Source organism: Nocardia sp. NPDC006982 (assembly GCF_042869435.1).
Classification (GTDB): domain Bacteria; phylum Actinomycetota; class Actinomycetes; order Mycobacteriales; family Mycobacteriaceae; genus Nocardia.
The window spans coordinates 869522-892822 of record NZ_JBIAFV010000002.1 but is presented as its reverse complement, the minus strand read 5'-3'; the positions used below and the strand labels follow the sequence as shown (position 1 = coordinate 892822).

General features: G+C 61.0%; 17 protein-coding genes. 8 read left to right on the top strand and 9 right to left on the bottom strand.

Annotated features, from left to right (window positions below):
- Nucleotides 1–9: 9 nt before the first annotated feature.
- The 7 genes from ACFYOW_RS12995 to ACFYOW_RS12965 all read right to left on the bottom strand — a co-directional run bounded on the left by ACFYOW_RS12995 (nucleotide 10) and on the right by ACFYOW_RS12965 (nucleotide 15095).
- Entirely contained in the window at nucleotides 10–3411 is a 3402-nt protein-coding gene (locus ACFYOW_RS12995; protein WP_387287343.1) for a Swt1 family HEPN domain-containing protein, read from the bottom strand.
- A gap of 5 nt (nucleotides 3412–3416) precedes the next feature.
- Nucleotides 3417–6182 carry a DUF1156 domain-containing protein gene (locus tag ACFYOW_RS12990; protein ID WP_387287341.1) on the bottom strand — a complete coding sequence of 922 codons (2766 nt, stop codon included), beginning with the start codon at nucleotides 6180–6182 and terminating at the stop codon, nucleotides 3417–3419.
- The gene (locus ACFYOW_RS12985; RefSeq protein ID WP_387287339.1) at nucleotides 6179–9484 is read right to left on the bottom strand and encodes a helicase-related protein; all 3306 of its coding nucleotides are present in this window, start codon (nucleotides 9482–9484) and stop codon (nucleotides 6179–6181) included. The genes ACFYOW_RS12990 and ACFYOW_RS12985 overlap by 4 nt, the downstream gene beginning before the upstream one ends.
- 168 nt (nucleotides 9485–9652) lie before the next feature.
- Nucleotides 9653–11101 carry a protein kinase gene (locus ACFYOW_RS12980; RefSeq protein ID WP_387287337.1) on the bottom strand — a complete coding sequence of 483 codons (1449 nt, stop codon included), beginning with the start codon at nucleotides 11099–11101 and terminating at the stop codon, nucleotides 9653–9655.
- A gap of 35 nt (nucleotides 11102–11136) precedes the next feature.
- Nucleotides 11137–13023 (bottom strand): class I SAM-dependent DNA methyltransferase, encoded by a 1887-nt coding sequence (locus tag ACFYOW_RS12975; RefSeq protein ID WP_387287335.1) that lies wholly within the window; start codon nucleotides 13021–13023, stop codon nucleotides 11137–11139.
- An 822-nt stretch (nucleotides 13024–13845) separates the two neighbouring features.
- Nucleotides 13846–14217 carry a DUF397 domain-containing protein gene (locus ACFYOW_RS12970; protein ID WP_387287333.1) on the bottom strand — a complete coding sequence of 124 codons (372 nt, stop codon included), beginning with the start codon at nucleotides 14215–14217 and terminating at the stop codon, nucleotides 13846–13848.
- Complete coding sequence (locus ACFYOW_RS12965; RefSeq protein WP_387287331.1) at nucleotides 14214–15095, bottom strand: Scr1 family TA system antitoxin-like transcriptional regulator; 882 nt, start codon at nucleotides 15093–15095, stop codon at nucleotides 14214–14216. The genes ACFYOW_RS12970 and ACFYOW_RS12965 overlap by 4 nt, the downstream gene beginning before the upstream one ends.
- A gap of 177 nt (nucleotides 15096–15272) precedes the next feature.
- Between ACFYOW_RS12965 and ACFYOW_RS12960 the strand changes: the two genes are divergently transcribed.
- The 8 genes from ACFYOW_RS12960 to ACFYOW_RS12925 all read left to right on the top strand — a co-directional run bounded on the left by ACFYOW_RS12960 (nucleotide 15273) and on the right by ACFYOW_RS12925 (nucleotide 20985).
- Nucleotides 15273–15578 carry a hypothetical protein gene (locus ACFYOW_RS12960; protein ID WP_387287329.1) on the top strand — a complete coding sequence of 102 codons (306 nt, stop codon included), beginning with the start codon at nucleotides 15273–15275 and terminating at the stop codon, nucleotides 15576–15578.
- Nucleotides 15579–15732: 154 nt separating this feature from the next.
- On the top strand, nucleotides 15733–16203 hold the full coding sequence (locus tag ACFYOW_RS12955) for a hypothetical protein (RefSeq protein ID WP_387287327.1): 471 nt from the start codon (nucleotides 15733–15735) through the stop codon (nucleotides 16201–16203).
- 3 nt (nucleotides 16204–16206) lie between these two features.
- Nucleotides 16207–16698: a DUF4254 domain-containing protein gene (locus tag ACFYOW_RS12950; protein WP_387287325.1), complete on the top strand. Its 492-nt coding sequence runs from the start codon at nucleotides 16207–16209 to the stop codon at nucleotides 16696–16698.
- Entirely contained in the window at nucleotides 16695–17135 is a 441-nt protein-coding gene (locus ACFYOW_RS12945) for a DUF4254 domain-containing protein (protein WP_387287323.1), read from the top strand. Before ACFYOW_RS12950 ends, ACFYOW_RS12945 begins: the two co-directional genes overlap by 4 nt.
- Before the next feature lie 473 nt (nucleotides 17136–17608).
- Nucleotides 17609–17938, top strand: coding sequence for a hypothetical protein (locus tag ACFYOW_RS12940; RefSeq protein WP_387287321.1), 330 nt, complete (start codon nucleotides 17609–17611; stop codon nucleotides 17936–17938).
- A 184-nt stretch (nucleotides 17939–18122) separates the two neighbouring features.
- Nucleotides 18123–18599, top strand: coding sequence for a DUF4254 domain-containing protein (locus ACFYOW_RS12935; RefSeq protein ID WP_387287319.1), 477 nt, complete (start codon nucleotides 18123–18125; stop codon nucleotides 18597–18599).
- Nucleotides 18600–19027: 428 nt separating this feature from the next.
- Entirely contained in the window at nucleotides 19028–19585 is a 558-nt protein-coding gene (locus tag ACFYOW_RS12930) for a hypothetical protein (RefSeq protein WP_387287318.1), read from the top strand.
- A 719-nt stretch (nucleotides 19586–20304) separates the two neighbouring features.
- Entirely contained in the window at nucleotides 20305–20985 is a 681-nt protein-coding gene (locus ACFYOW_RS12925) for a hypothetical protein (protein ID WP_387287316.1), read from the top strand.
- A gap of 35 nt (nucleotides 20986–21020) precedes the next feature.
- Here the strand turns inward: ACFYOW_RS12925 and ACFYOW_RS12920 are convergent, their stop codons facing one another.
- Both ACFYOW_RS12920 and ACFYOW_RS12915 read right to left on the bottom strand, forming a co-directional pair.
- Nucleotides 21021–22874 (bottom strand): hypothetical protein, encoded by a 1854-nt coding sequence (locus ACFYOW_RS12920; RefSeq protein ID WP_387287314.1) that lies wholly within the window; start codon nucleotides 22872–22874, stop codon nucleotides 21021–21023.
- A complete protein-coding gene (locus tag ACFYOW_RS12915; protein ID WP_387287312.1) occupies nucleotides 22864–23298 on the bottom strand; it encodes a hypothetical protein in 435 nt (144 codons plus the stop codon). Before ACFYOW_RS12915 ends, ACFYOW_RS12920 begins: the two co-directional genes overlap by 11 nt.
- Between the last annotated feature and the right edge of the window lie 3 nt (nucleotides 23299–23301).

Sequence of the window (23301 nt, the reverse complement as noted above, 5' to 3'; positions counted from 1 at the left end):
GCTCGCGACCTACTGGTTCTCGAACCCGAAGGTGTCGAGCTTCAGCGTGCGGGAGTTCTCCGACACGGTGCGCACCTTGTGCTCGGGGAACCCGTCCTTCGCGCGTGCGCTGATCTCCACTGCGATCTCTAGCTCGGCCCCGTCGACAGAAGCCAGGTGCGCGATGATGTTCTCCGCGAGCCGGTTGAAACTGCGCTGGTACGTTTCGGGGTCGAGGGATGCGGATCCGAAGTATCGGACGTTCTTCGGTGCGGCGCGCTCGGTCTCACCACCCGGCAATTGTCCGGCGCTCAACGTCGCGCCGCCATTCGCCGCCACTGTCCCGCCAGCGGACCCAGTCGATCCGGCAGCACCCGCAGCGGCGGCCTTCTTCGCTTCTTCCTGAGCCTTGCGTTCCTGTTCGGCTTGCCACTGGGCGATCGCGACATCCGGTCGTACCACCAGGGTGTCGTCGGTGATCTGGCCGAAGGTCGCGTGCGATCCCCCCAGGGCGAGCCCCTGGTACTCGGTGCCGTCATGACCGTCGGCGAGCGCGAATCCGGTCTTCTCCCAATCCAATTCATCGAGTCCGACCCGAATCGCGTCGTCGAAGACCACGCGGTCGCGCACCCGTTGCAGGTACGGGTAGCGGCAGTAGTAGGACCATAGATCACCGACTCGAACGTGCCCGTCCTGCCAGGTGGTGGCGAGCTCGTTGTCGAGGTTGCGGCGAATATTGGGCGCGCCCAGCACCGTAGTGAGTGCGCCGATATTGTTGAGCTTGGCGCTGACCCGCTCGGCCAGGCGCGGTTTCGCACCGTCGGCCTTCTCGATCTGCCAGTCGAGGCTACCGCCAGCCACCTGGCCGCTGACCCGCTTCCAGTCCGGCACCAACGCCCAGATATAGGTCTCGAGGATACGCAGTTCTACGGCCTGGTTGGCGCTGCCGAGCCGAGCGTCGACCTGCCGGGACTGCTGTAGCGACAGACCGAGTTCTTCCTTCCGATCGGCAATGTGACACCACGCGAGGTAGTCGCGGACCGCGTGCTGGAGCTCGTCGAGCCGCTTGCTGTCGGCGGCGAGGAACACCAGCATGTTCCGGTTGATCCGCTGCTTCGTTCCCTTCGTCTCCAACACATTCCGTGCGAAGGTGAGCGCCGACGATCCCTGATCGTTCTTGGCGTGCCAGTGCGACGGGTGCACGATCACGAGCCGCGCATAGCCGTCGTCAGCGACCTCGGAGCTGCTATCGGTGACACGCACCTCCGCGAAATCCCCGGTGCCGGTGGACTTCTGCTCTTTCGCTTTCAACCGCTTCTCGAGTTCGAGCCACACATCCTCCACCTCCAGCCGTTCCGCGTAGTCCTTGGCGGTGCGACCGACAGACGGGTGGGTGTCGTACCAAAAGCGCGCGCCATCGGCGTACAGGTAGGTGGACCGTTCGCTGAGCTGCTGCAGCGCCGACCCGAAATTGCCGGGCTGATCGCCCGGAATAGCGACCCCGGCCCAGATGTACTGCCGCTCAATGCCCTGGTGTGAATGCTTCAGCGTGGGCGTTGCACCGAAGAACACCGTACGTGCCAGCCGCCGCGTGAGCTGCCGCTTGCCGAAAATGCTCCTTTCCTTGTCGATGGCCATCGGCGTCGCGTCTACGCCGTCGACGTCGACGCTGATGATCGCCTTCCAGTTGTCCTCCAGATACTGGGACAGCTCGCTGACGATGGCCTGATCGTCGAGGGGAACGGAGCCCGGCATGATCAGCGGGCTGGCATCGGGGCTGTGCCACAGCTTGTGGATCACCATGCTCATCAGCCGCAGCACGCCGCGGGTCCGCTGGAACCGGTCCAGCGTCGACCAGTCCTCGTATAGGCGGTCGAACAGCTCGGGATGGATCGGATACGCGACGGCGATCCGCTTCTCGTACGCCACTTCGGAGAATTCGGGCGGAAATTCGCCTTTGTGGTTGTTGTAGAACTTCCAGAACGCCTTCGCGACCGCACCGATCTCAGCTTTCGCCTGGGCATCCGGTTCTTCGAACAGCCTGCGCCGCACGATCTCGAACGCTTCGTGCGGGCGCGCGGGCAGCCACTGAGAGGCCACACGCCGGATCACGCGCTGCAACCGGTCCAGCGCGGCCAGCCCATTCGCGGCGCCGACCTCCATGGCGCTGCCCATGATCCCGTCCTCGGCCTCCTTCTCGCTGGATGCCGGAATCGACACCACCAGCAGCGCGCCCGGAGTCGTCTTGGCGTATTCGGTGAGCGTCTGCGCGAACGTGAACTGCGTGTCGAACGTGCCGCCAGGCAGGTCGTCACGACCGTAGAGCTCACGCGCGTAAGCCACCCACTCGTCGATGAGAATCAAGCACGGCGCGTTGTCGCTGAGGACCTGCCGGAACGCATCGGCAGGGTTTGTACCCGACTCATCGGCTTCCTGAATCAGCCGGTAGCCCTCGGCCCCACCGAGCTGCCACGCCAGTTCGCCCCACACCGTGTTGACATGGATTCCGTCGTGAGTCTTTCCAGTCCGCGCACTGAAATGGTTGCCCACCAACGCGGCCCGCTTCACCTTCGCGCCGATGATCGTGGTGTCCTGCCCCGCGAGCAGATCGGCGACCTCCTGTGGGAAGGCAGCCAGATTCGTGCCGGAGAACAGGTGCCACAGCGCCAGCATGGAGTGGGTCTTGCCGCCACCGAAGTTCGTCTGCAGGTTCCACACCGGGGTGGCGTTCATGTCGCCGCTGACCCGGGCGACGGCCTTCTTCAGCAGATCCTGCAAACCCTCGGTAAGGAAGGTACGCCGGAAGAACTGCACCGGGTCCGCATATTCGGGACTGGTCGACTCGCCGATCGACACCGTGTACAGATCGGCCGCGAACTCGGCGGCCTCCATCTGCCCACCCGCCACGTCAGGGTGCGGGGTGACGATCTCTCGCCACGGCTTGATGCCGTCCGAGCCCACCTGCGGCAACGAAATGGAGCTGGCGGCCTTCTTGGTCTCCTGGTCGTACTGACTGCGCTGGTGTTCCTGCCGCAGCTTCCGCACGACATCGGCCTCGTCCACCGCTCCAACAGCCTGCAGTAGGCGTTCCATAGTGTCCAACGCCCGGTACGTGTCATCCCACGGGAACGGCTCGTTGTGTCCCCACTTGTTCCCGACATCGCGGAGCTCGCTCGCATAGCTCGACTCAACGCGAGTCAGCCGGTCCTTGAAAACGCGCCACTCCTCGGTGATCACCCTGAGCAGGAACCGTGAATCCGACTTGGAATACGTCCGGTTCGCCCCGCCCTTCTGGTTGTCCCGGGCCTCAAGTGCCGCCAGCCAATCCTTGCCCGGCATGGCCATGCCCATCCACATGTCCACGAACGGCTCCAGGCCCTTCGCTAGCTGCTCCAGCCCACGGCCGACCCGTTCCCGGTTACTGATAGCCATGTCGTTCAGTCCTCACCTTCGAAATTCAAGGTCAACTCGTCACTAACTGGCACAGCCGTCCGGGATGCTCGCTCGATATCCGGCCAGGACGTGCCTAGTTCGTTGAACAGCAGCGCCGTCTTCGCCCACTTTTTCCGCTCGCAGATCGAATACAGCAGGTATGTCAGCTCTTTCGCCGTGTCCATGTCGATTCGGGTCTTCGCCGCCGCCATCAACGCGGCCGCCGCGTCCAAACCACCCTGCTCGCTCAGACGCTTGGCCAGGTGCATGACGACCTCCCACACAGAGATCCGATCGTCATGGGTTGGGTCGTACGCTGCGGGCAATTCCCCTGCTTCAATCAGCTGCACCTTTCCGGCACGAGCCCACAGCACACCAGCCCGGGCGACACCCTCCACCGAGGTGTTGACCGACTTCGACAGAGACTCGCCGTCGCCATATGGGCCCTGGTTGAACGCATACTGTTCGAACCACTTCAAACAGAACCGCGTATCTGCGTCGAAGTCGCCTTCCTGCTCGGATAGCACTTCGGCGAGCATCTGGTTGATCAGTGCCAGAGCAGCACGCACGCGCATCGGCGACCCGTCTGCCTCCACTACCCGCGAATACCGGGAATATACCGCCATGCCTGGCCCGATCGCTGCCTGCGCGAGGTCGACAGGTGCGACACCGCCTTGCTGCAGCTCGCGCAGCGAATCTGGAAGTTCGGACTTCAAAGCCGTTATCAGTCCACGCCTGTCTATGCTCCCCGCGTCCTCCGGTTGCGGTCGGCACGCCAAGACAACCGAAGATGCCAGCGCGTTGCTGTCGATGCTCCGCATACGGTTGCCAAGTTCAGTTCGCAACGGCCAGGTTGCGGTAATCGACCACCCCGCGCGAATCATGCCTTCAAGAAGGGTTTCCCAGCCTGTGGACGCCTCGGACTCGCCCTCCGCCTCGGCTTGTTTAAACGCGTAGAAGATCGTTATCGGATAAGGCATTAGTGCACCTTCGCGAATACGCGCGAAGGTCCGATGGAACCCGTCTTCGAAATATTCAGTCGCTTTCTGCTTCCCCCCTCGACGGAAAGGGTCGGCAACGAGTTCTTCAGACTTAGGCGTCAGCATCGTGCTGAACACGCTCGGAAGTATTGGCACTAGCGATCGTCGCAGCCAGACGTAAAAAAAGTCTGCTATATCCGAATAGGGAACATTATCGTAGTAGGGCGGATCGGTTGACACCATCATATCGTGATATGTGCGCGATGTAGCGTCCGCCTGGATAGGAAACCCTTGAGTTCTTGCCGGCAGATACAATAACACCTGTACCGCAGAATCAATCGACTTCAGAAATCCACCGGATGCATCTACGAAAGGATTGGCCTCCGAAAAATCCCATGCCATGGAGACAGCTTGCCTAGCGAATACGTTTCGCGTCCCCTCCGTCTTTGTACTGCAATCCCATCCGCAGATGTTGGACAGCCGGTCAGCGGCTTTGCTGACAATTATTCCGAGATACGTCGCTATATCGTCGGCGTATTCGGTTGCATGACCTCCGTCGCCCAATATCAGACCGGATGATTCCGCGTCGAAAATAATCTTATCGCGCGTTTGGGTTACCAGATCGCTCAGCGTCGTCAATGCCACCAACTGCCGATCTGTAAACAAGTCAGCCCATTCGCTCATTCCGTAGCCCTGTACCCGGAAGCCTAACGCCTCCTCGGGTAGTGATCCGTCCGGGCCGGTATCTGGACGCGGTACTTGTGCGGCCTGTTCGTGCTCTTCAGTCGGCGCAAGATAGTACCGCATACGCTTTCCCTCAGCGGCAATCGCCATGAGTTGAGCGCCTATGCGCCCAGCTTTGCCCTCAGCGCGAATGTACGACAATGGGGCAGGTCCATTACATATTAAACACACCGCACCGTTACGATTGACCGTACCCTCGCGAACTTCACCCTTTGGGCCGCGGATTTCGAACCGAACCGCCTTACCTTCGACGATGGGCTCTACCCAACGTTCTTTACCCTTTTTCTTCCCGAGCCAGAACTTGTTTACTAGCGGCATGGTACCGCCGCAGGCAGGGTTGGGGCAGGTAATCGTCCGGGCCCAGATCCATGCGATGACATTAGCTTTGGTGCCGTCTTCGAGTTTGGCCTTCGGGTATCGGTGACCGATGAGCTTCTCAGCCTCGTCACGCATCCACTCACCGTATCGCCGCACGTCTTCGGCGAGGCCTGTGGCACCGGGCCAATTACCCATGCGGGACTCCTCCGCGCCTGGGAACAGTGGAGGCTGGCCCGCCCACTTCGGGGGGATCTCGATGAGAGCCCTATTAAGAAGTACCGCGACCGGGTTCAGGTCCGACGCGTGGGCTTCCAGACCGAAACGCTGGGCTTCAAGTGGGATCGAGCCACCGCCCGCGAAAGGATCGAGGATTGGCGGTGGATTGCCGTCACAGGACTTCCAGATCTCTGCGCGGGCTTCTTTATACAGCGCCTCGTCATTGATGTTATCCCAGTCGACGAGCCGCTCGATGATGCGGAAAAGGCGTTTGCGCTCAAGCTTCTGGTCCTCATCGGTACGGAACTCCTCGGGGCGGGAGGAGGGGTCGTCGACAAGTTGGGCAAACAGAACCGCACGTGCGGCCGCCAAGGGCTTCCGCGACCACCACAGGTGGAGCGTGGAGGGATGACCGTGGCGAATGGACTTCTCCCGTGCCGACTGTTTGCTGATTTCTTTCAGCGGGAGGGCAACCTCAATCAGCTTCTTCTTGTAGCCGGGGTTGGTGGTCAAAAGGGTGCTCCTCCTCGGGCCCATTCCATGCTCCAATTGCCGACGACGCCGTCAACAGCGAAGTCGCCGAAGTCCATGTTCTTGAACGGATCGGTTATATAGCGGACCTCATCGTGCTCCGTTCCGTCCGGGTGGATGCTGACCAGCGCGAGCCGGGAGTTCGTTCCCGCGTTCTTGCTGTACAGCACTTCAGTGTGCGTGATGTGGAAGGTGTGCGCGCCCAGGACGCGAGCTTTGACCTCGATGTAGACGGTGGGGCCGCCGGGGGTGCGGGATCGGATGTCGTAACCGGGGTTGTTGTGCGGTTGCTCCTCAGGGAGGCGGCCGAGCGCGCGTTCCTCGGCCATCACCCGCGCCACGGCGCGGGCGGCGACGGCCATGGTGTCGACGGCGTGGTAGTCCGGCGCGGTGGTAGCACCGGTCAGTGTGTCGAGCAGGCCCTGCGGGATCACCAGAGCGGCACCGGCCACCTGCGGAGTACGGGCATGGACTTCGGTGGCACGGTCGAGGTCTTCCATGCGGGCGTGTAATCGATGCTCGAGCTCGCGGGCCCTGTTGTAGGCGGTGTCCGACCGGATCTTGCCGGGCTTGCTGTTCTTTTCGGAGTCGAGTAGCTCGGCGTGGCGCTGGTCCCAGTAATTGACGGCGTGCAGCAGCCGAGTCCGGATGAGCTTGCGGGTTCGCGCCGTGTTAGCAGCGATCTTGGTGCGAAGCTCGTCGAGGTAGGCGGGCAGCCCGTGGTCGGCAGCCCAGGCAAGAGCGAGAGAGTCGATGCCGGGCACGAGCCAGTCTTGCTCGAGCACGAGGGCCACAGCGATGCGTTCGTCGTCGGTAACCGGCGTGTAGTCCAGGTAGGCGGCCTGTGCCGCCGCTCGCGTTCGGGCGGAACCGAGCTCGACAAAGTCGAACTGTTTCCCGACGACGATGTCGCGGCCGTCGACAATTTCCTGGGCGATGGCGACCAGCACACGCGGGTCTTCGCTGGAATCCCTGCGATCCGCCAGAACGGAACCACGTCCCAGCAGGGCGCCGTAGCGGTCGATGACAAGGGATACCACCGCATCCAACAGTGGATGACCGGGAGCGAGCAATTCCGCGTGCGGTGCGTCGGCGACCCGGATTCGGTTCAAATCGAAGGTGATCCGTTCGTAGCGCCGGAGCACCGGCGTTCCGATCTGCAATCGTCGACCATGATGGATGACGTCGCTGGGAACGTGCCTGACCTCGTATCGTCCCGCCTCTCGGTCGGCAATACGTCCGCCGAGCATCCGGAAAGCCTCGAGGAAGAACGCGCGTATGAAGTGGGGTTGAAGTCGCCGCGCGCGGGCGTCGTCCATCTGGTGCCGCCACTCGGTCACGTCGGCCGCGGCGAGAGACTCGTAGGCGAGGGCGCGCTCGTCGAGTAGCCGACCCAGTCCTTCGTCGACCGAGGCATCGATGACCTGGTTATGGCGTTCCCGAACATCCGGGCGATCGCCATAACGGACAGCCTCGGTGAGCAGCGTGCGAAGCGGCTGTTCGCGGAACGCCTCGCCGAGCACGTCGAAGACCTTCCCCCGGTACGCTTTCCGCTGTTCTTCGATCTTGTCCAACAGCCGGGTGAACACAGCGCCCTCACGGGTGTCCTCGGCGACGAGGTTCCACAGATGGCAGACCTCTATCTGGCCGATGCGGTGGATCCGCCCGAACCGCTGCTCGATGCGGTTGGGGTTCCACGGCAGGTCGTAGTTGACCATCAGGTGCGCGCACTGCAGGTTGAGGCCCTCGCCCGCGGCGTCGGTGGCGACCAGGACCCGGCAGTCCTTGTCCTGGGCGAAGATATCTTTGATCCGATGTCGCCGATCTCGGGACACACCGCCGTGGATGCATTCGACGGCGTTCTGTCGACCGAGCAGGCCACGGATACTGTCGGCGAGGTAGTCGAGGGTGTCCTTGTGCTCGGTGAAGATGATGAGTTTTCGCGGGTTGCCGTCACTGTCACGAATCAGGTCGTTGCTTTGCAGCAGCTCCGAAAGCTCGAACCATTTCCGGTCGGTGCCGGAGTGCCGGACTCCGCGCGCCTGATCGATGAGATCGGCGAGCATGTCCAGCTCGGCATCCAGCTCGGCCAGCGTCTGGGCGGCCGTGGCGGAATCGACGACTGCGTCCTCAAGGCCCTCGATCTCGTCGCCGGTCAGCTCGTCCAGATCGTCATCGTCGAATCCGGCCGTGAACAAACTGGGCTGCGGGACAAGACGGTTGCCTCCGCTTGCAAGCAGTTCCCGCCGGGTCGTCATCAGTCGGGAGCGCCTGCGCTGCAAGGACTCGAGGATCGCCGCGGGACTAGATGCCAGGCGGCGCTGCAGCACAGTGAGTGCGAACCCGACGGTGGTTCGCCGTTGCGCCTGACCCGTTTCGGCGAGTGCCTCGGCCCGGCCCATTTGTTCGCGGACGTACGCGGTCACGCTCTCGTAGAGTTCGCGTTCCGCCGGTGACAGCCGGTACGGCACGGTATAGGCACGCCGCTCGGGGAACAGCGGAGTGCCGTCGAAGGTGAGCAGTTCCTCCTTGACCATGCGCCGCATGAGTCCGTCGGTGTCGGCGGTTGTGATGCCGTCACGGTGCTTGCCCTCAAACCGGTCGGGATCCAGCAGGGCCATGAACAGTTGGAAGTCTTCGTCGTTGCCGGCGTGCGGAGTGGCCGTCATGAGCAGCAGATGCCGCGCGTACCGGCTGAGCAACTCGCCGAGCTGGTAGCGCCTGGTCTTGCGCAGCTCGTCACCGGAATACCGGGCCGCCATGCGGTGCGCCTCATCGACCACGACGAGATCCCAGTCCCGGCAGACGATTTCGTGCAGCAACTCTGGGCTGCGGGAGAGCTGATCCATCCGGGCGATCAGCAGCGGTGCCGCGTGGACGACGCCGTCCCCGTGGGAGTGCGCGTCCATGAGTTTGCGGGTCAGCACTTCGAATCGGAGACCGAACTTCTCGAGCAGCTCTTCTTGCCATTGGTCCACCAGGCCGCCGGGTGCGACGACCAGGCAACGCTCCAGGTCGCCGCGCAGCATGAGCTCCTTGACGTAGAGCCCAGCCATGATGGTCTTACCCGCGCCAGGATCATCAGCCAGAACGAATCGCAGCGGCGTGCGTTCCAGCAGTTCGCCGTAGACGGCTTGAATCTGATGCGGTAGCGGCTCCAAGTCGGAGCTGTTGACCGCGGCCATCGGGTCGAACTGCGCCGACATTCGGATCCGCAGCGCCTCCGCGGCGAGTTTGAACAGCGCGCCGTCGGCATCGAAATGGTATCCCGCCGATCGCTGCATGACTGCTGTCACTCCTCCCCGCTATCCGCTGCCAACTGCCTCACCATGTGGCGCGGCATACCCAACCCCCGTCGGCACGTCTCGCATAGACAACGGAGCGCTTCGATCCCGCAAACAACATTCGGTGTGACAGAGACGATACACAGCGTGGCACGCGGCACGCAACATCTAATTGTGAATCCGACTCACAAGCTGTTCGAGTCGTGCCACCTGTTCAGCTAGCTCTGTCACCTGCGGATCGCTGGTTCCGTATCTAAGTCTCAGATCTGCCAGCAAACGTTTCAGCAAGGCCAGACCACCTGAGGTATCGCCCATCAGCACGTAGCAGGTTGCCTCCTGCCTGCGGCATTGGAACACCTCGTCGGTATGCGGGCCTCGCATAGCGGTCAGATCTTGTACCAGTGCGGAGTACAGCGGGGCAGCGACTCGGTATTCGTTGTTCTCGAACCGGATCTCGGCCAATCGCAACCGGGCCTCGATCACCGCGTCGTCGTGGGGGCCGAGCACGCGCGTCGCCACACTCACGACAGGAACCAGCGCTGCCACCGCCTGCTCATAACGCGAATCGTCAGCCAACGCCCCCGCCAGGTTCATCGCCCTATCGATATCGCCCCGGCTGAAGCCGGCCGAGCCACCGTCCGGCAGGGTCGGGGGTGTGGTCGAGGACGCCGTTGACGCTGAGGCTCTCCACCGATCCCCGGATATGGAACCCATCGCGTCCGCGTACATGCGTGTTGGACCGCGCGGTTCGGTGACTTCCTGAAACGGGACCAGGTCGCGCACGTGAGGCAGCAATGCCGCGTGCACTGCGTCTGCGTCTGCCGGCCGATCCGCCGGATTCTTCGCAAGCATGCCCATTATCAGCTCGCCGAAGTCGTCAGAGACTTCGGGGCGTTCTTGAGTGATCGAGGGCGCGTACACGTGAATCTGGTTGTCCCACACCGAATATTCGGTGGCACCTTCGACAACTCGCTGTCCCGTGAGTAGTTCATGCAGCACCAACCCGAGCGAGTAGAGGTCGGTCTGCGGCACCACGGTCAGTCCTTTGATCTGCTCGGGAGCCATGTAGTGCGGGGTGCCGAGCATGTCGCCAATCCGGGTGAGGCGGGATACCTCCGGATCAAGGAACATCGCCAACCCGAAGTCCAGCACCTTGAGCGTTCCATCGGCGCACAACATGAGGTTCGACGGTTTGAGATCCCGATGGAAGATGCCGCGTTGATGCGCCGCCGACAAGACTGCCGCAGTCTGTGCCCCGATCGACGCGACCCAGCCGATCGGCAATGGGCCGTACCGTTTGCTCAGTACGTCGAGCGTGACACCGTCGACGTACTCCATGACGATGTACGGGCGATCCTCGTCGTCATCAGCGATGTCTACGTCGTAAACCGTTGGCGTTCCAGGGTGATTCAGCTTGGCCATGATGCGGCTTTCGTGGACGAACCGCTTTGCCAACTCCTTCTTGGAAACCGCACCGCCGGGAAAGTGCATCAGCTTCACGGCGACCTTGCGGTCCAGCCGGTTGTCGTACCCCTCGTAGACCTCGCCCATCCCACCGCGACCGAGCTCGGCGGTCAACTCGTACCGGCCCCCGATGACGTGCTGGACCGTGTCCACGTGACCTCCCCACAGCTCCACCGATGTGCAACAAATTACACGTCGGAATCGGACGGCTGCAGAACTCCGTCGGCCAAGCCGGCAAAACCGGCCCGAATCAGCTTGTTGCACAGAGCCTGTTGTCGTCGGAATGCCGTTTCCAGTTCGGCAAGTTCGCGGAATGTACGACCATAGCGGCGTTGGTCGTCGATCGGCATCCGCGGTATCGCCAGCCGCCGGACGTCGATTCTTGCCGATGCGCCCTTACCTGCCGAGCGATCGGCGGTGGCCTGGAGAAAGCCGGCCAGGAAATCCGCGTCGAACAGCTGCGGATCAGTACGAATCAAGTGGATCTGCGGCCCGAGCAAGGCACCTCCTTCGCGACAGACCCGCGCCACAGGGTCGCCCGTGGCCGGTACGACCACATCACCCGCACGGACCATCACGGCGTCGTTGCCTTCGGCGTCGCCCAACCCCGAAGCGGGCCTCTCGAGACGGACATCTTTGGCCGTCAGCACCGGCGCGTCGCCCCGGCCGAGCTCCATTCTCACCGGTGCGGACAGCACTGAAATCGCCCCTGCGCGAACGAGTTCCGCGACCGTGACCATCGGACGTTCGTGATTCGGCCCGACCAACAGATTCGGTATGCGCCAGGCCGGTGGTGTTAGCAGCTCCCGCATGACTTCGGAGTACTCGGCGCCGCCTGCCGCATTCGTGAGACGGCGTGCGGGGCTGATGTCGACATCGTCGTCGAGTAAGTCGATGATCCGCACCGCGCGTGCTGCGGATGTCGAATACTCCGGATCACGCTGGAATGCTCGCCATGCGGTCGTGGCGATCTCAGGGTCGTCAGCCGTGTCGACTAACAGGAGCCGCGACAATGGACGTTCGCCGGGGATCGGACGCCGAAGAATCCACAGATCCGGTGAACCGGAGATGCCCGTGATCACGGCCTGAAGCGCCCCACCGCGTAGCATCGCTGCCCGGATCTTTCGTCCCGTCGGCCTGCTGGCCGCTGCCGATGGCATGCAGACCGCGATCAGCCCTCCAGGTTTGGCATGTGCGAGACAGTGCTGGATCCATGCCAATTCAGGTTCGCCGCGAGGCGGCAGGCCGTAGATCCACCGCCCATCGTGCACCAGCGACTCCGCGCCCCAGTCACGGTCGCCAAAAGGCGGATGGCAGACCACCGCATCGAACAACCGGCCCGCAAAGGCATCTCCGAGAATGGAATCGGCAGCCTCGATATTGGCTCGGCGATTCTCCAGAGTAAGCCAGTTCGAGGTGACTCGAGCGAGCGACTCATCGGCATCCTGCCCGATCAGCTGGGCCTGTGGCCCCGCGGCTGCCAACAACGAACCAATCCCGCACGCAGGATCGAAGACCGTATCGGCGCCATTGAGAAGCTGCGAGACGACATCGATCACCGGCTGCGGTGTTGTCACAATGCGCCGCGAGCGTGTCTCGAGAAAACGTTGACGCAGGTACCGAAACGTCTGTTGCGCGCCCCGGTGCGAGGCCACCTCCACGGCCGTCTGGATAACACTGCGATCGGATTCTTCGAGAGGTTGTGTGACGATATTCTCGAAATCGACTGTCGGACAATTGGTATCGGATGCCACCGGACTGACGCTTGATCCGGGCTCGATGTGCAGGAAAACCTCTCCGATCAGGGCGAGCAGCTGTGCCACATACAAGTCACCCCGCGCTGCCTTCAATTGCTGCCAGAGTCGCTCTTCGCCTGAAATACCCGCAAGCTTCCCTTGGCGGGTCAGCCAACGTTCGACATTCACCAGCGAGAAAGAGGGATTGGCCGCAGTCCCGCCTACTGGTTTCGGAAAGTCATCGTGGCGTTTGCGCCAGTTGCTGACGGCGGCTCGCCCCACCGCCGCCATGCGTGCTACATCGGCAGCGGTCACAGTCAACTCATCCGAATCCGCCATAACCTCGCCCTCCGGATTGCTAGCTTACAGACTCATGCGTGAATCCTATTCACACACTCAAGGGGTGTCGACGTTCCCATCAAGCCAGTTCGGCGATGTGTACGAGTATCCACTCGCCCACCGACAGGAACACTGGTTGGCCCGGTTGACTTGCGTGTCATCCCTCCATAGAGGAGAGCGCCGACAAGTAGCATTTGTGTCGCGAGTGCCAGTGAAGAACCGGTTTGGTTTGTCATCGGCCGGTCATGACCGATGGTTCCACTTCCTCGTGAAGAAGTGGACCACGGACTTGACTGCCGCCGCGCGGTTGGTGAACTCGGCCTTCTCGAATCTGCTCGTCCTGGCGATTCCCGGGCGCAGCGGTGGAAACGCTGGAGCCGAGCTGTACTGCGCGGACCGTTTCGCTATCCGTGACGCGCGAAACGTGGGTGCTGTCCCGGCCTTCCTGCCCGTCCGGGCGGACGAGCCTGTCCAGGCAGTGGCTGACGACGGTAGAGCACCACAAACGCGCCTCCGAATGATCCACTCTTCCTTGGCTCAGATGACCCTGATGCGTCGCCGACTACGGGTTGGGGGTGCTCTTGTTCGGCGAGCCGGTACAGCTGGTGATCAAGGTGAGCGTGACGCCATCGGATGTCCGGCTCAGCATCGGTCGCCCACTGCACGCACCCCACGACCCGAATCTTCCTAGCCTAGAACCCAACTGGCGAAACTCCGCACCCGCAGGCGGAGGAAGCGGAATCCAAAATCATGGCCAACTGGCCATGTGCCGTAACCAATCATGCTGTAGACCTAATTGACCTGCGGCGCCTACCAGCGGTCTCAGGCCGCGGCGAACTCGCCGTCGCGAACACCTGCGATGAACGCAACCCACTCGGCAGCCGTGTAAGTGAGCATGGTGCCGCCGGCGGCATGCACAGTCACTTCGCCGGAACCATGGCGAGTGATGATCGGCAGGTCACGCCAGGCGTCCGGCTCCATCCCGTTTGCTGCCCGAAGGAATACGTTCCAGTCCTCGGCCAAGACCGCAATCGTGGGCTGCGCCGTGGGATCGTTCGCCGGATCGCGGAGGTACTTGCTGTCACGGATGAGCACAAGGTCGCCGTCAAACTTCACTTCGACACACGACTGCGTTTCCGACGACCAAGAAGACTTGAACCAGCCTGTAGTGCACACGAAATCCGACCCGCTCATACCAATGACTCTAGCCCACCAGCAATCGCACGAATCCGGTCCAGCGTAGCTTCTCGCCCCATCGCTTGGGCCATTGCTCTGTCGTGGATCACACCGAGATCGCGGACCCGCGTCTCCTTGTCCCGATCCTCGAGCAACTCACCCATGACAGAGGACTCATGCCAGCCGAGTGTTGGCAGACGCGGATTCGCGAAATCGATAAGATGGAACGTCGCGCCGCTGAAGATCGAGCGTTCAGTGGCGGTGAACGGCATCAGCCGAACGTCGATCGTGTCCTGATGCGTTTCGATCAGGTCAGCGAGATGAAGCAGCTGCCGGTAGAGGACACCTGGGCCACCGATCTGCTGGACCAGGGCAGCCTCACCGATCACAGCCGATAGCTTCATCGGATCTTCTCCTTCGAGCCGATGTTGGCGACGCATTCGAACTTCGACACGTTGCTCGACTTCAACGGGCAGTACCGTGGCCACTCCGGCGACCATCAACGCTCGCACGTACTCCTCGGACTGGAGTAGCCCCGGCATCAGCACACTCTCGTAGGTCCGGACACGCTCGGCCCCGTACTCCATACCGTAGAAGCGCAATAATTCTGAGCCGAACAGCGCCGAGAACTTCGACCACCAGCCGCGCTCCTTCGCCGCAGACCGTAGCGCGATGAGTTCATTGCGCTCGTCGACGTCGAATTCGAAGACCGTCATCAGCAGGTCCAGCTTGTCCTCGGCCGGAATTCGGCGATCACCCTCGATCAAAACCCAGTAGCCACGCGAAAGCCCGACCTCTTTAACGATCGTCTTCACATCGATCCCGAGCTGCTCACGCCGTTCGCGGAGCCGAAGCGTCAGTTCCCAGCTCGCCACAACCGGTGACACAGGCGCCATTGGCGAACTCCTTTCGTTGTGGCCAGCACGATACCTCAACCATAGACAAACCAGCACAGCATCATGCATTGCTTCTGTAACTGTTACAAGATATCTTCAGATGCACCACAGTCGGAGCGTCAGTCTGGATGCCCCGTATAGGTCTCCCAGCCCGAAGGGCAGATGATGGTAGTGGGCATGTCGATCGAAGACGACGAGAACCCGTTGATGACCAGCTCCAGAACCCGGCATCAGGCGAGAAACGTCGGACAAGGCAGCTGGGTTGTGAGCTTTCTGCCTGGTCGGACCTTCTCCCAAGACCAAGCCATCGCCGCGCTGCGCGTGGCCGACGAGTGGGCCGCGATACAGGCATGTGCGAGTCTCCTCGGCCTGACCGCGCTCGAGCTTGCGGGCATGGTGGCGGCCGCGTGCACCTGGCCGCTACCCAAGCAAACGCGATCAAGCCGATCGCGTACCCGTTTCTGGAGGGGGATTTCCCGATGATGCATGAGCGAGCGCTGCAGCGTGCGTCGGTAATCGCGTCATTCAGTGCTGGTGCGACGCGGGGTCGTCGTGTCGCGGCCGAGGCGCGGGAGGCATCGGGACCACATCTGTCGGTGGTACCGCAGCCCGGTGGGCGTCACCGAACGGAGCGGTGATGTTCGAGAGCTGCCACAGCGCCCATGAGGTCGCCCACGTGTATCGCGGGTTGGGGTTCACGGTGTCGTGTTCGTTCGAACGCGTGTCATTAATCGCGACGACGGCGTTGGGTGCGGTGATGATGCCCGCCGGCCTCGGCAAGCAGGTCCGTGATGAGCTTCTCGAAGAGACCCGGTGCGTGTCGATGCCGATCATCAGCTACTCACGACCGAATCGCGACTGGGTCTTCCTCGTCGGTCCGGCGTGGGGCGCCAGGCTCGGCGTGCACACGCTGACCCAATTAGAGGAACGCGGCGTGCGGATCCTCGCGTCCGGCGAACGAGTCTGGCTCCCAATGACCGATCATCCGACCGGATGGTTCTGGGTGTCGCAGCCCTCGACTGCGCATTCATTGCCGTCACGTACCAGCGTGGTCTCCGCTGCTCGTCGACTCCTCAGCCCGGTTCGGTCTTCTGTGGTGTGGCGGTGAGCTGTGCACACCATTCCAGATCCGTCTGGGAGCGCAACGGTCTCGGGCAGTTGCGAACCCGGCGCGGTAGCGCTGTTCCCCTCGGGTGAGGCGCTGTTGTCGGCGATCCGGGGGCATCACGTAGGAGTCCATCCACTGGCGAAGCTGGCGCACGACTTCGGTGTCATTTACCAGCGGCGCTTGGCCATGTTCGGCAGTGAATGTCATTGCCGTAGAGATGAACTCGTGCTCGCGGTGGATGTGTGGGTTACCGATCACTTGCCGATCCCGCGGCCCGGGGCGAGCATGCACACCGAGACATTGGGAGCGGTGATAGCCCGGTTGGCTGAAGCCCAGGTTCACGCCTACCACCTGTTGATGACCATCGATCCTGCCGACCCCGCCGTGCACGCGGCCTGGTCCCGGCTCGCGGAACTGGTCGATGGTTATACCGATCTGACCACCGACATCGCGCGGCGGGCGCGGCGACTTCCAGCCCTGGGAGATCACTGGTGACCTTCGCCGGACTCCCCGACAAACATGCCGTGCTCGCCGCCTGCCGGGGGCTCCCCACCATGACCGACCATCCCATGCTGGACGCGGCCGGGGAACTCGCGATACTGCATCAGACCCGCGAACACACGCCGCTGCGCGCACTCGAGCACATCGACCGGCAACGCACCCGAGTGATGTCGGCAATCGATCAATGGGTAGTGGCGGCCACCCCGATCCCGTTCCCCGCCGCGCGCGTATCCACCCACACCATGGGGCAAGTCATCGACCAGCTCGCGCAGCTGGCCGTGCACACCCATATCGCGCTCGCCACCGCACCGGACGGACTGTTCTACGACGCCTCACTGCAGCTCGCCGAGGCCGCCGACGCGTATCAGGACCTGGCCGACGAACTGTCCTGCGGCATCCGCCGACTGCCACAACACCCCACACGGCAATGAATAGAACTGTCCCCCAAAGTATTCCGCCCACCATCGCCGATCGTCCCACGAAAGGGAGTGCACTGCCCCATGTTCAATGACCGGTACTGCAACAAGACGCGCACCCCGCACAACTTCCACACCAGCCCCGCATCGGCGCGGTTCGCCCTCCGCCTGAACTGGCGACGCTGGATCCAATCACATCCACCACAAACGCCCACTACCTCCGACCGCACACGCCCTCGCTATCACCAGCCCACACCTACCCATGGCGCAACGGGCTGTGGCCATGTTCGGCTCTACGCCGACTGCGGGCGCGCGCAATTCGACGGCGACAACCGATTAGTCAGCGTGACCTGCCCCGCCGTGCTCTGCGGCTCAGTCCCGGTGTCCGACAACCAGATCGGCGAACACCGCACATGGGACGCCCAACCATGCCAGTGGATCGGAGCGCGCATCATCGACGACAACGCAGCAGCGGTACGGGCCGTGTCGTGAAAACCTCGACACCATTCGATCCCGACGATGAGGCGCATCTGACCGACTGCCTCACAGACCCCGGTGCGCTCACCGACGACGACGCGATACGCGCCATGAGCATCCACCACCGCTGCCCACCCCAATGCCTAGTTCTCGGGCGGGCGCTGGACACCCTCAGTACCGCATATACCTCGATCACCACCCCACATGCCCAGTCCAACGCCGACAACCCGACGCAACCATCCGCGACCACTCCCCTGCGATCGGCACGATCCAACGAACTGGATCACCACCTCGCCTGCCAACTCCGGAAACTCCAAGCACACATCGAAGAGACGAAATGATCACCCCGACAGCGATCTTCGCGCGCCCACAAAGCCAAGACCAGCGGCGGCTCATTCTGAGTACTGCATGCGCCCAGGCAACCGCGATTCCGCAGGACCGTCGACAAGAACAGCGGCGGTCACCGCGAGCCGGGGATTCGGTGACCGCCGATTCCGGGCGGCTGGCCCACGCGGTGAGGCAGGCATGAGGACACCGCTGCCGTCCAAAGACATGATCCTGCAAGCCTGCGCTGGAACAGTGGCCATCGCGCATCCGATCCTGCAAGACGCCTACGAACTGGCCAGCTTGCACGAGGCCCGTCTGGACCACAGCGCCGATATCGGCACGATCGACCGCGAGCGCAATCGACTGGTGTCCCGCATCGACAGCTGGGTGAGCGCCGATCAGCCGCCAACCTTTAATGCAGCATATCGGCACACCGAGACAGTCGGCATGGTGATCGACCGGCTCGCGCAGTTCTCGGTCGATGCCCGCGTCGCCGCCGCGCAGGGCACGTCGACACTGGTTTCTCGCTACACCCAGCATCGCCTCACCGAGCTCGCCGTGGCCTACAGCGATCTGTGCTTCGAGATCGCTGCCGGAACGCGCCGACTGCCGAACTTCTCATTCCCTGTGCTGGAACGAGATTCGCCCGAGCCGGAACACAGACGCGGGCTGTAGTGGCAAGCCACTCCTACCCACAGAACAGGATGCCGTCGAATGTTGGTGGATCGAATCCGATACCGCCTTGTGTACTTTTCCTCGGAGATCAGCAGATTGGGTGGGCAGCGGTTATCGCGGCAAATATCGACTCGAGTCGCGAACCACGATCAAGGCGTTCAACGACGCGGGACCTGCAGACCTCATGGAGATCAACCCGAACTCCATCCCGAGACGAGCCTGGCTGTGCGATCCGATAATCCATGGGCCGAGAGGTATCGGCGACAAGTTGGACGCCCCTCGTGGTCACGACGAAGCTTGCTCGACTCGGACCGAGATCGGCGCACCGACCTCGTCGCGTTCGCCAGTACGGCCGTGGACTCGTTCCGGCGGCAGAACACCACAACTCAACGACCGCACTGCGGGACATGTACACATTGGGGGACAGAATGAATTCCGACACCACGTCAACAACTAACGGCTCGTCCAGGTGGCCGGCCTGGCTGACAGCGGCTGCCGGTGCCGTCGGTTTCGGCCTTATCGCCGGCGGCACGATCCTTGGGATCTACAGCCGGTTCTTCACCGCGGAAGTGCAACTGGACGACCGGATGGTCGACGGTGAGGACGTATTCGGGCCGTTCCGGCTACCGATCAACGGCGTGCCCGACAGATTCGCCACCACGGCAGCGATACTCGGCGCACTCATGCTGGTCGTATCCGCTGGCATTGTTGTCCGAGGTCTGCACGCACGGGAAGGCACCGGTCAGGCGATCGTGTTAGCGTTCGCTGCGCTCGTCGCCGCGACGGTGACGGCGGTCGTGGCAGCCACGACTCACCTGCCAGGCATGTACGGACGCATCCGATTCAAGTACCCATTTTCCACCCAGTTGCCGACCGCAGTAGCCGCCAACGGACTCGACCCGAAGGTAATCATCGAGGTGCAACGGCATTCACCGGCACCGACCTCGAAGCGACGCGCTGCGCCGCCGAACAGGATCCACGCCTGACGTGCTGTGAGCGGGCCGAAACCGAGGAGAGCGCCCAGTACTTGGCTCGTGGGCCGGAGCGGATCGACCGCTACGAACGCTAGGTGACCGGCCGCTGCACGGGCGGTGATCGAGGTGGCGATGGACGCGATACGACTGGGGCACCTCAACGTGCCAACCAAGTACGCTGCTACGCGACACCGTAGCCGCGCATCTCAGCAACACTCAATGGAACGAACTGGGCGAGAACTGGTTCGAACTCGCCCAGGACGAGATCCGCCGATTCTGCATGGGCGCGCGCAGACCGATCACATCCACGACGCCCGCTGCCCTGCCGCGCCTGCGAGCCTCGCTGCGGGATTACACCACGGGGGGCGGTGTATCAACTCGCCGACCACCTCCACAGCACGGGAGCCAGCACTGTCAAATACGACCGCGCCCACCGCCGCAGAAATTCTGCGTAGTTTTGGGTCATCGACACACCGAGCTTGGTCCTTATGTCCTACACTACTGTCGAGTACGTCCGCGCCCCAGACTCTTCAATAACGCAACAGAGTTGCCGCAGAATCTCATGTGCGATTTAAGCCAGAGATTACCACTTGCCTGATGCGCGGCATGCTGACGGCAGGCAGTTCTAATCATGAATACCGAAGAGCTTGCCAGATCACCTCCGACTGATAGCCCTAGATTCAAGTAGACTATCGTGAAGCCGTGCATTTCGACCGGAATGAGTGGTGACTATGAGATCGAAACCTTACGGAAGTAGCATAGATGGCGCCTCGTTCGCCTTCGTCATTGCGCTTCTTGGTCTACCTGGCGCCGGAAAGTCCACTATAAAACGACAATTAACTACACTTGATCACCGGTACTTCAATGTAATAAATACAACCACTCGAGCGCCGCGAATAAATAGTGGGCGCGCCGAAGTGGCTGGCGTCGACTACTTCTTCGTTACCCGAGAACAGTTCGAGAATAGCGTCGTATCAGGCGCAATGCTCAACACAACTGAGATCGGAGGGCAACTGTATGGCACTGGTTGCGACCAGTACAGCATTGCCCGAGGACACAACAAAATAGCGATTATCGACTTCGACGTATCGGGCTTTATCGGACTTTCCAGGGTCAGCTGGGCTAGAATATCCCCATTTTTCATCCTGCCAAAGAATACCGAAGCTTGGAAGCGACAGTTCTTCGAAAGATATTCCTCACGGAAGCAGGCAGAGGAGATCTGGCAAGCCCGACTTGAGTTCGCAAAAACGGAGCTCGAGTGGTCGCGTTCGCGAAACGATATCCAGTTCGTGAGAAACATCGACCCCATCGATTCCGCTAAGCAGATTCACAAATCTTTTCAAAGGGGCCCATCGATCAAACAATTCAATATCGAGGGACTAATCGCTGATATCAGGGAATTCTCGGGGTGAGCTTTCGTCAGCGGACCCCGTCTCCATTGAGCGGACTACTGACCTCGATCCACTAAAGCAAGTCTGATGTAATCGCGTAGTATGCACATCGCTTTTCGTGCAGCTGCGCGTTGTCGATCACCTTCACTCAATGCAGCAATGGCAATTTCTGCATCCGATTTCTTGTTTCCATCACCGCGGTCACTAACACATTTTAGGAACATCCATTTCACATTCCGCCTAGAGCACGCCGCCACAATGCCAGCAAGTTCCATATCACCTCCAATCGCATCTGGAAATCGCGCCTGCAATTCCTTTCTGAAAGGGAGCCAATCAACAAGCTTTTCACCCGAAACGATTTCACCGACCTCGTATTTTATTTCCGATCTCCTCGCGACCAACCGCAGCCTTTGAAGTACAATTGGGTCTATGTCACGAGCTTGACCACGTTCTCGAAGCTCAAAATCCTGTCGAATCGTTGTTCCCAGGCGTACACGTTCGTACTCTCGCACTCGGTTTGCAATCATGACGCGTCCGTAAGCATCTTCGTCATCAGTTAAGTCAAACCCGATTCCCACGCCCACTACAAGATCGGGCTGGATGTGGTCCACCGCATCTACTATTGTTGCTTGAGCAGAGCCGGCACCCACGCTTCCCGCTTCCGACTGCACCAGAAATACCTGCACCCTGTCCAGTCCATCAATGGCCGGCAGTCTATCGTAGCCAATACTCTCTTCAAAAATAGGATCGCCGATATCATGCGCTGTCAACGCCAGAGCCTCTAAAATCCCTTCGTATTCCCTTTCGTTCGCGTATGTTATTAATATGCGCCTCAGCACAGCTGGCCTCGTACCTGCGCCTACCGTCACCTTATTAATCTCCTCACATATGCGCAAAAGGTTTGATTGCCACTGATTAGATCGGGGTGGATGGGCCACAGCGGTCCTGCGGACCTTCGAGCGCAACTCTTCAGACCATGATTCCGGGTTCCGATGGGAAGCAGCGCGAATTATCCGATCAGTAGCAGTCCACAATGCGAATGCTGGCAGGTCACCCTCAGCACTAAGTAAAAACTTTACCAATTGCTCCCAGATGCCAACGTTACCCGACGTAAGTCTAACGTCGAGGGCACGACCTCCAGCATAGTTAAAGAGCGCAGCTACGGCGCCTGCGTGTATCGCAGGTCGCCCTTCAGTTAAGATTTTGTCGTAATAGTCGATACGCTGATGCCCGACGAGGATCGTGCCTGCACGCTGCCTCACCATATTTAAGCCATACGCTGCCGATATGGAACGGCGAATGCCATGTGATACAAACGGAGCATCATCTCCGACGGCAGCAGCCCGTTCTTGAAACAAGGGGAAAATAATTGCACGCCCGTCTCGTTGTGCCAGTGTCTCTTGCACGGCCTCGACGGCCAATTCGCCGGTTTTCAACGAACGACTGCGAAGATGTGGCGTTAGTGCACCCGGCAGCAGCAAGTACTGCTCCAAAAACTCTGTTGATCCTTGCGACTTCACTATCGAGGGTGTGAATAGCCTTACTGCGTCACGTTCGGAATACTGGTTAAAGTAAACAGAGAATCGGCGCCGATCAAATCCGAAGAGTTGGCGACGCGAGTGGAGGAACTCTTCGGCAGTAGGCATATCGCTCAAGGTCTTGAAGCGGCCCGAATCCAGTACTAATCCGAGCGTTTCGGCTGAAAATCCACGCAATCCAGGATTCTCGCCGATAACCGACAGGCTTGCATAGCAATAGGAAGCATTTGCAAGCATCGAGTAGGCGAGCGCACGGGCAGTATTGACCAAGCTTTGGTCCAACCCAACACTACCGGCCATCTCTCGGTCGAGAAATTGGCAATAAACGGGTTGTTGCGCCGCCGCGCAAATATCATCTAATTCAAAAGTCATTTCGCAATGTTCGCCGACCCGTAACTACATCCCTCAGCAATTCGATATCATGGTTATTGTCCTTAAGAACCTCTTCCTCAAAGGTGAGATCGATAGGATCCATCTCGCCGATCTCGCGTGCGCGAGTGGCGATATTGAAGTATTTAACTGGTTTTCCAAGTGAGTTTGCCAAGTCGATTTCAGCCAGAACACCGTTCGCGACAGTATCGCCGAATACCCAAATCTCGTCGACGCGACTGACAACTGTATTATTAGCGTTACGAATAATGTCGCGATCAACGCGATCGCTCAAGAAATAGCCAAAAATCATGAATGGATGAAGCGGCACCGCCCCCTGCTTTAGCACGAATTCACATACCGCTTCACGACTATAGAAGGCAAGCTTGGATTGCGCTGGATAGACAAGCTTCTGCGCCAGACCCATGTG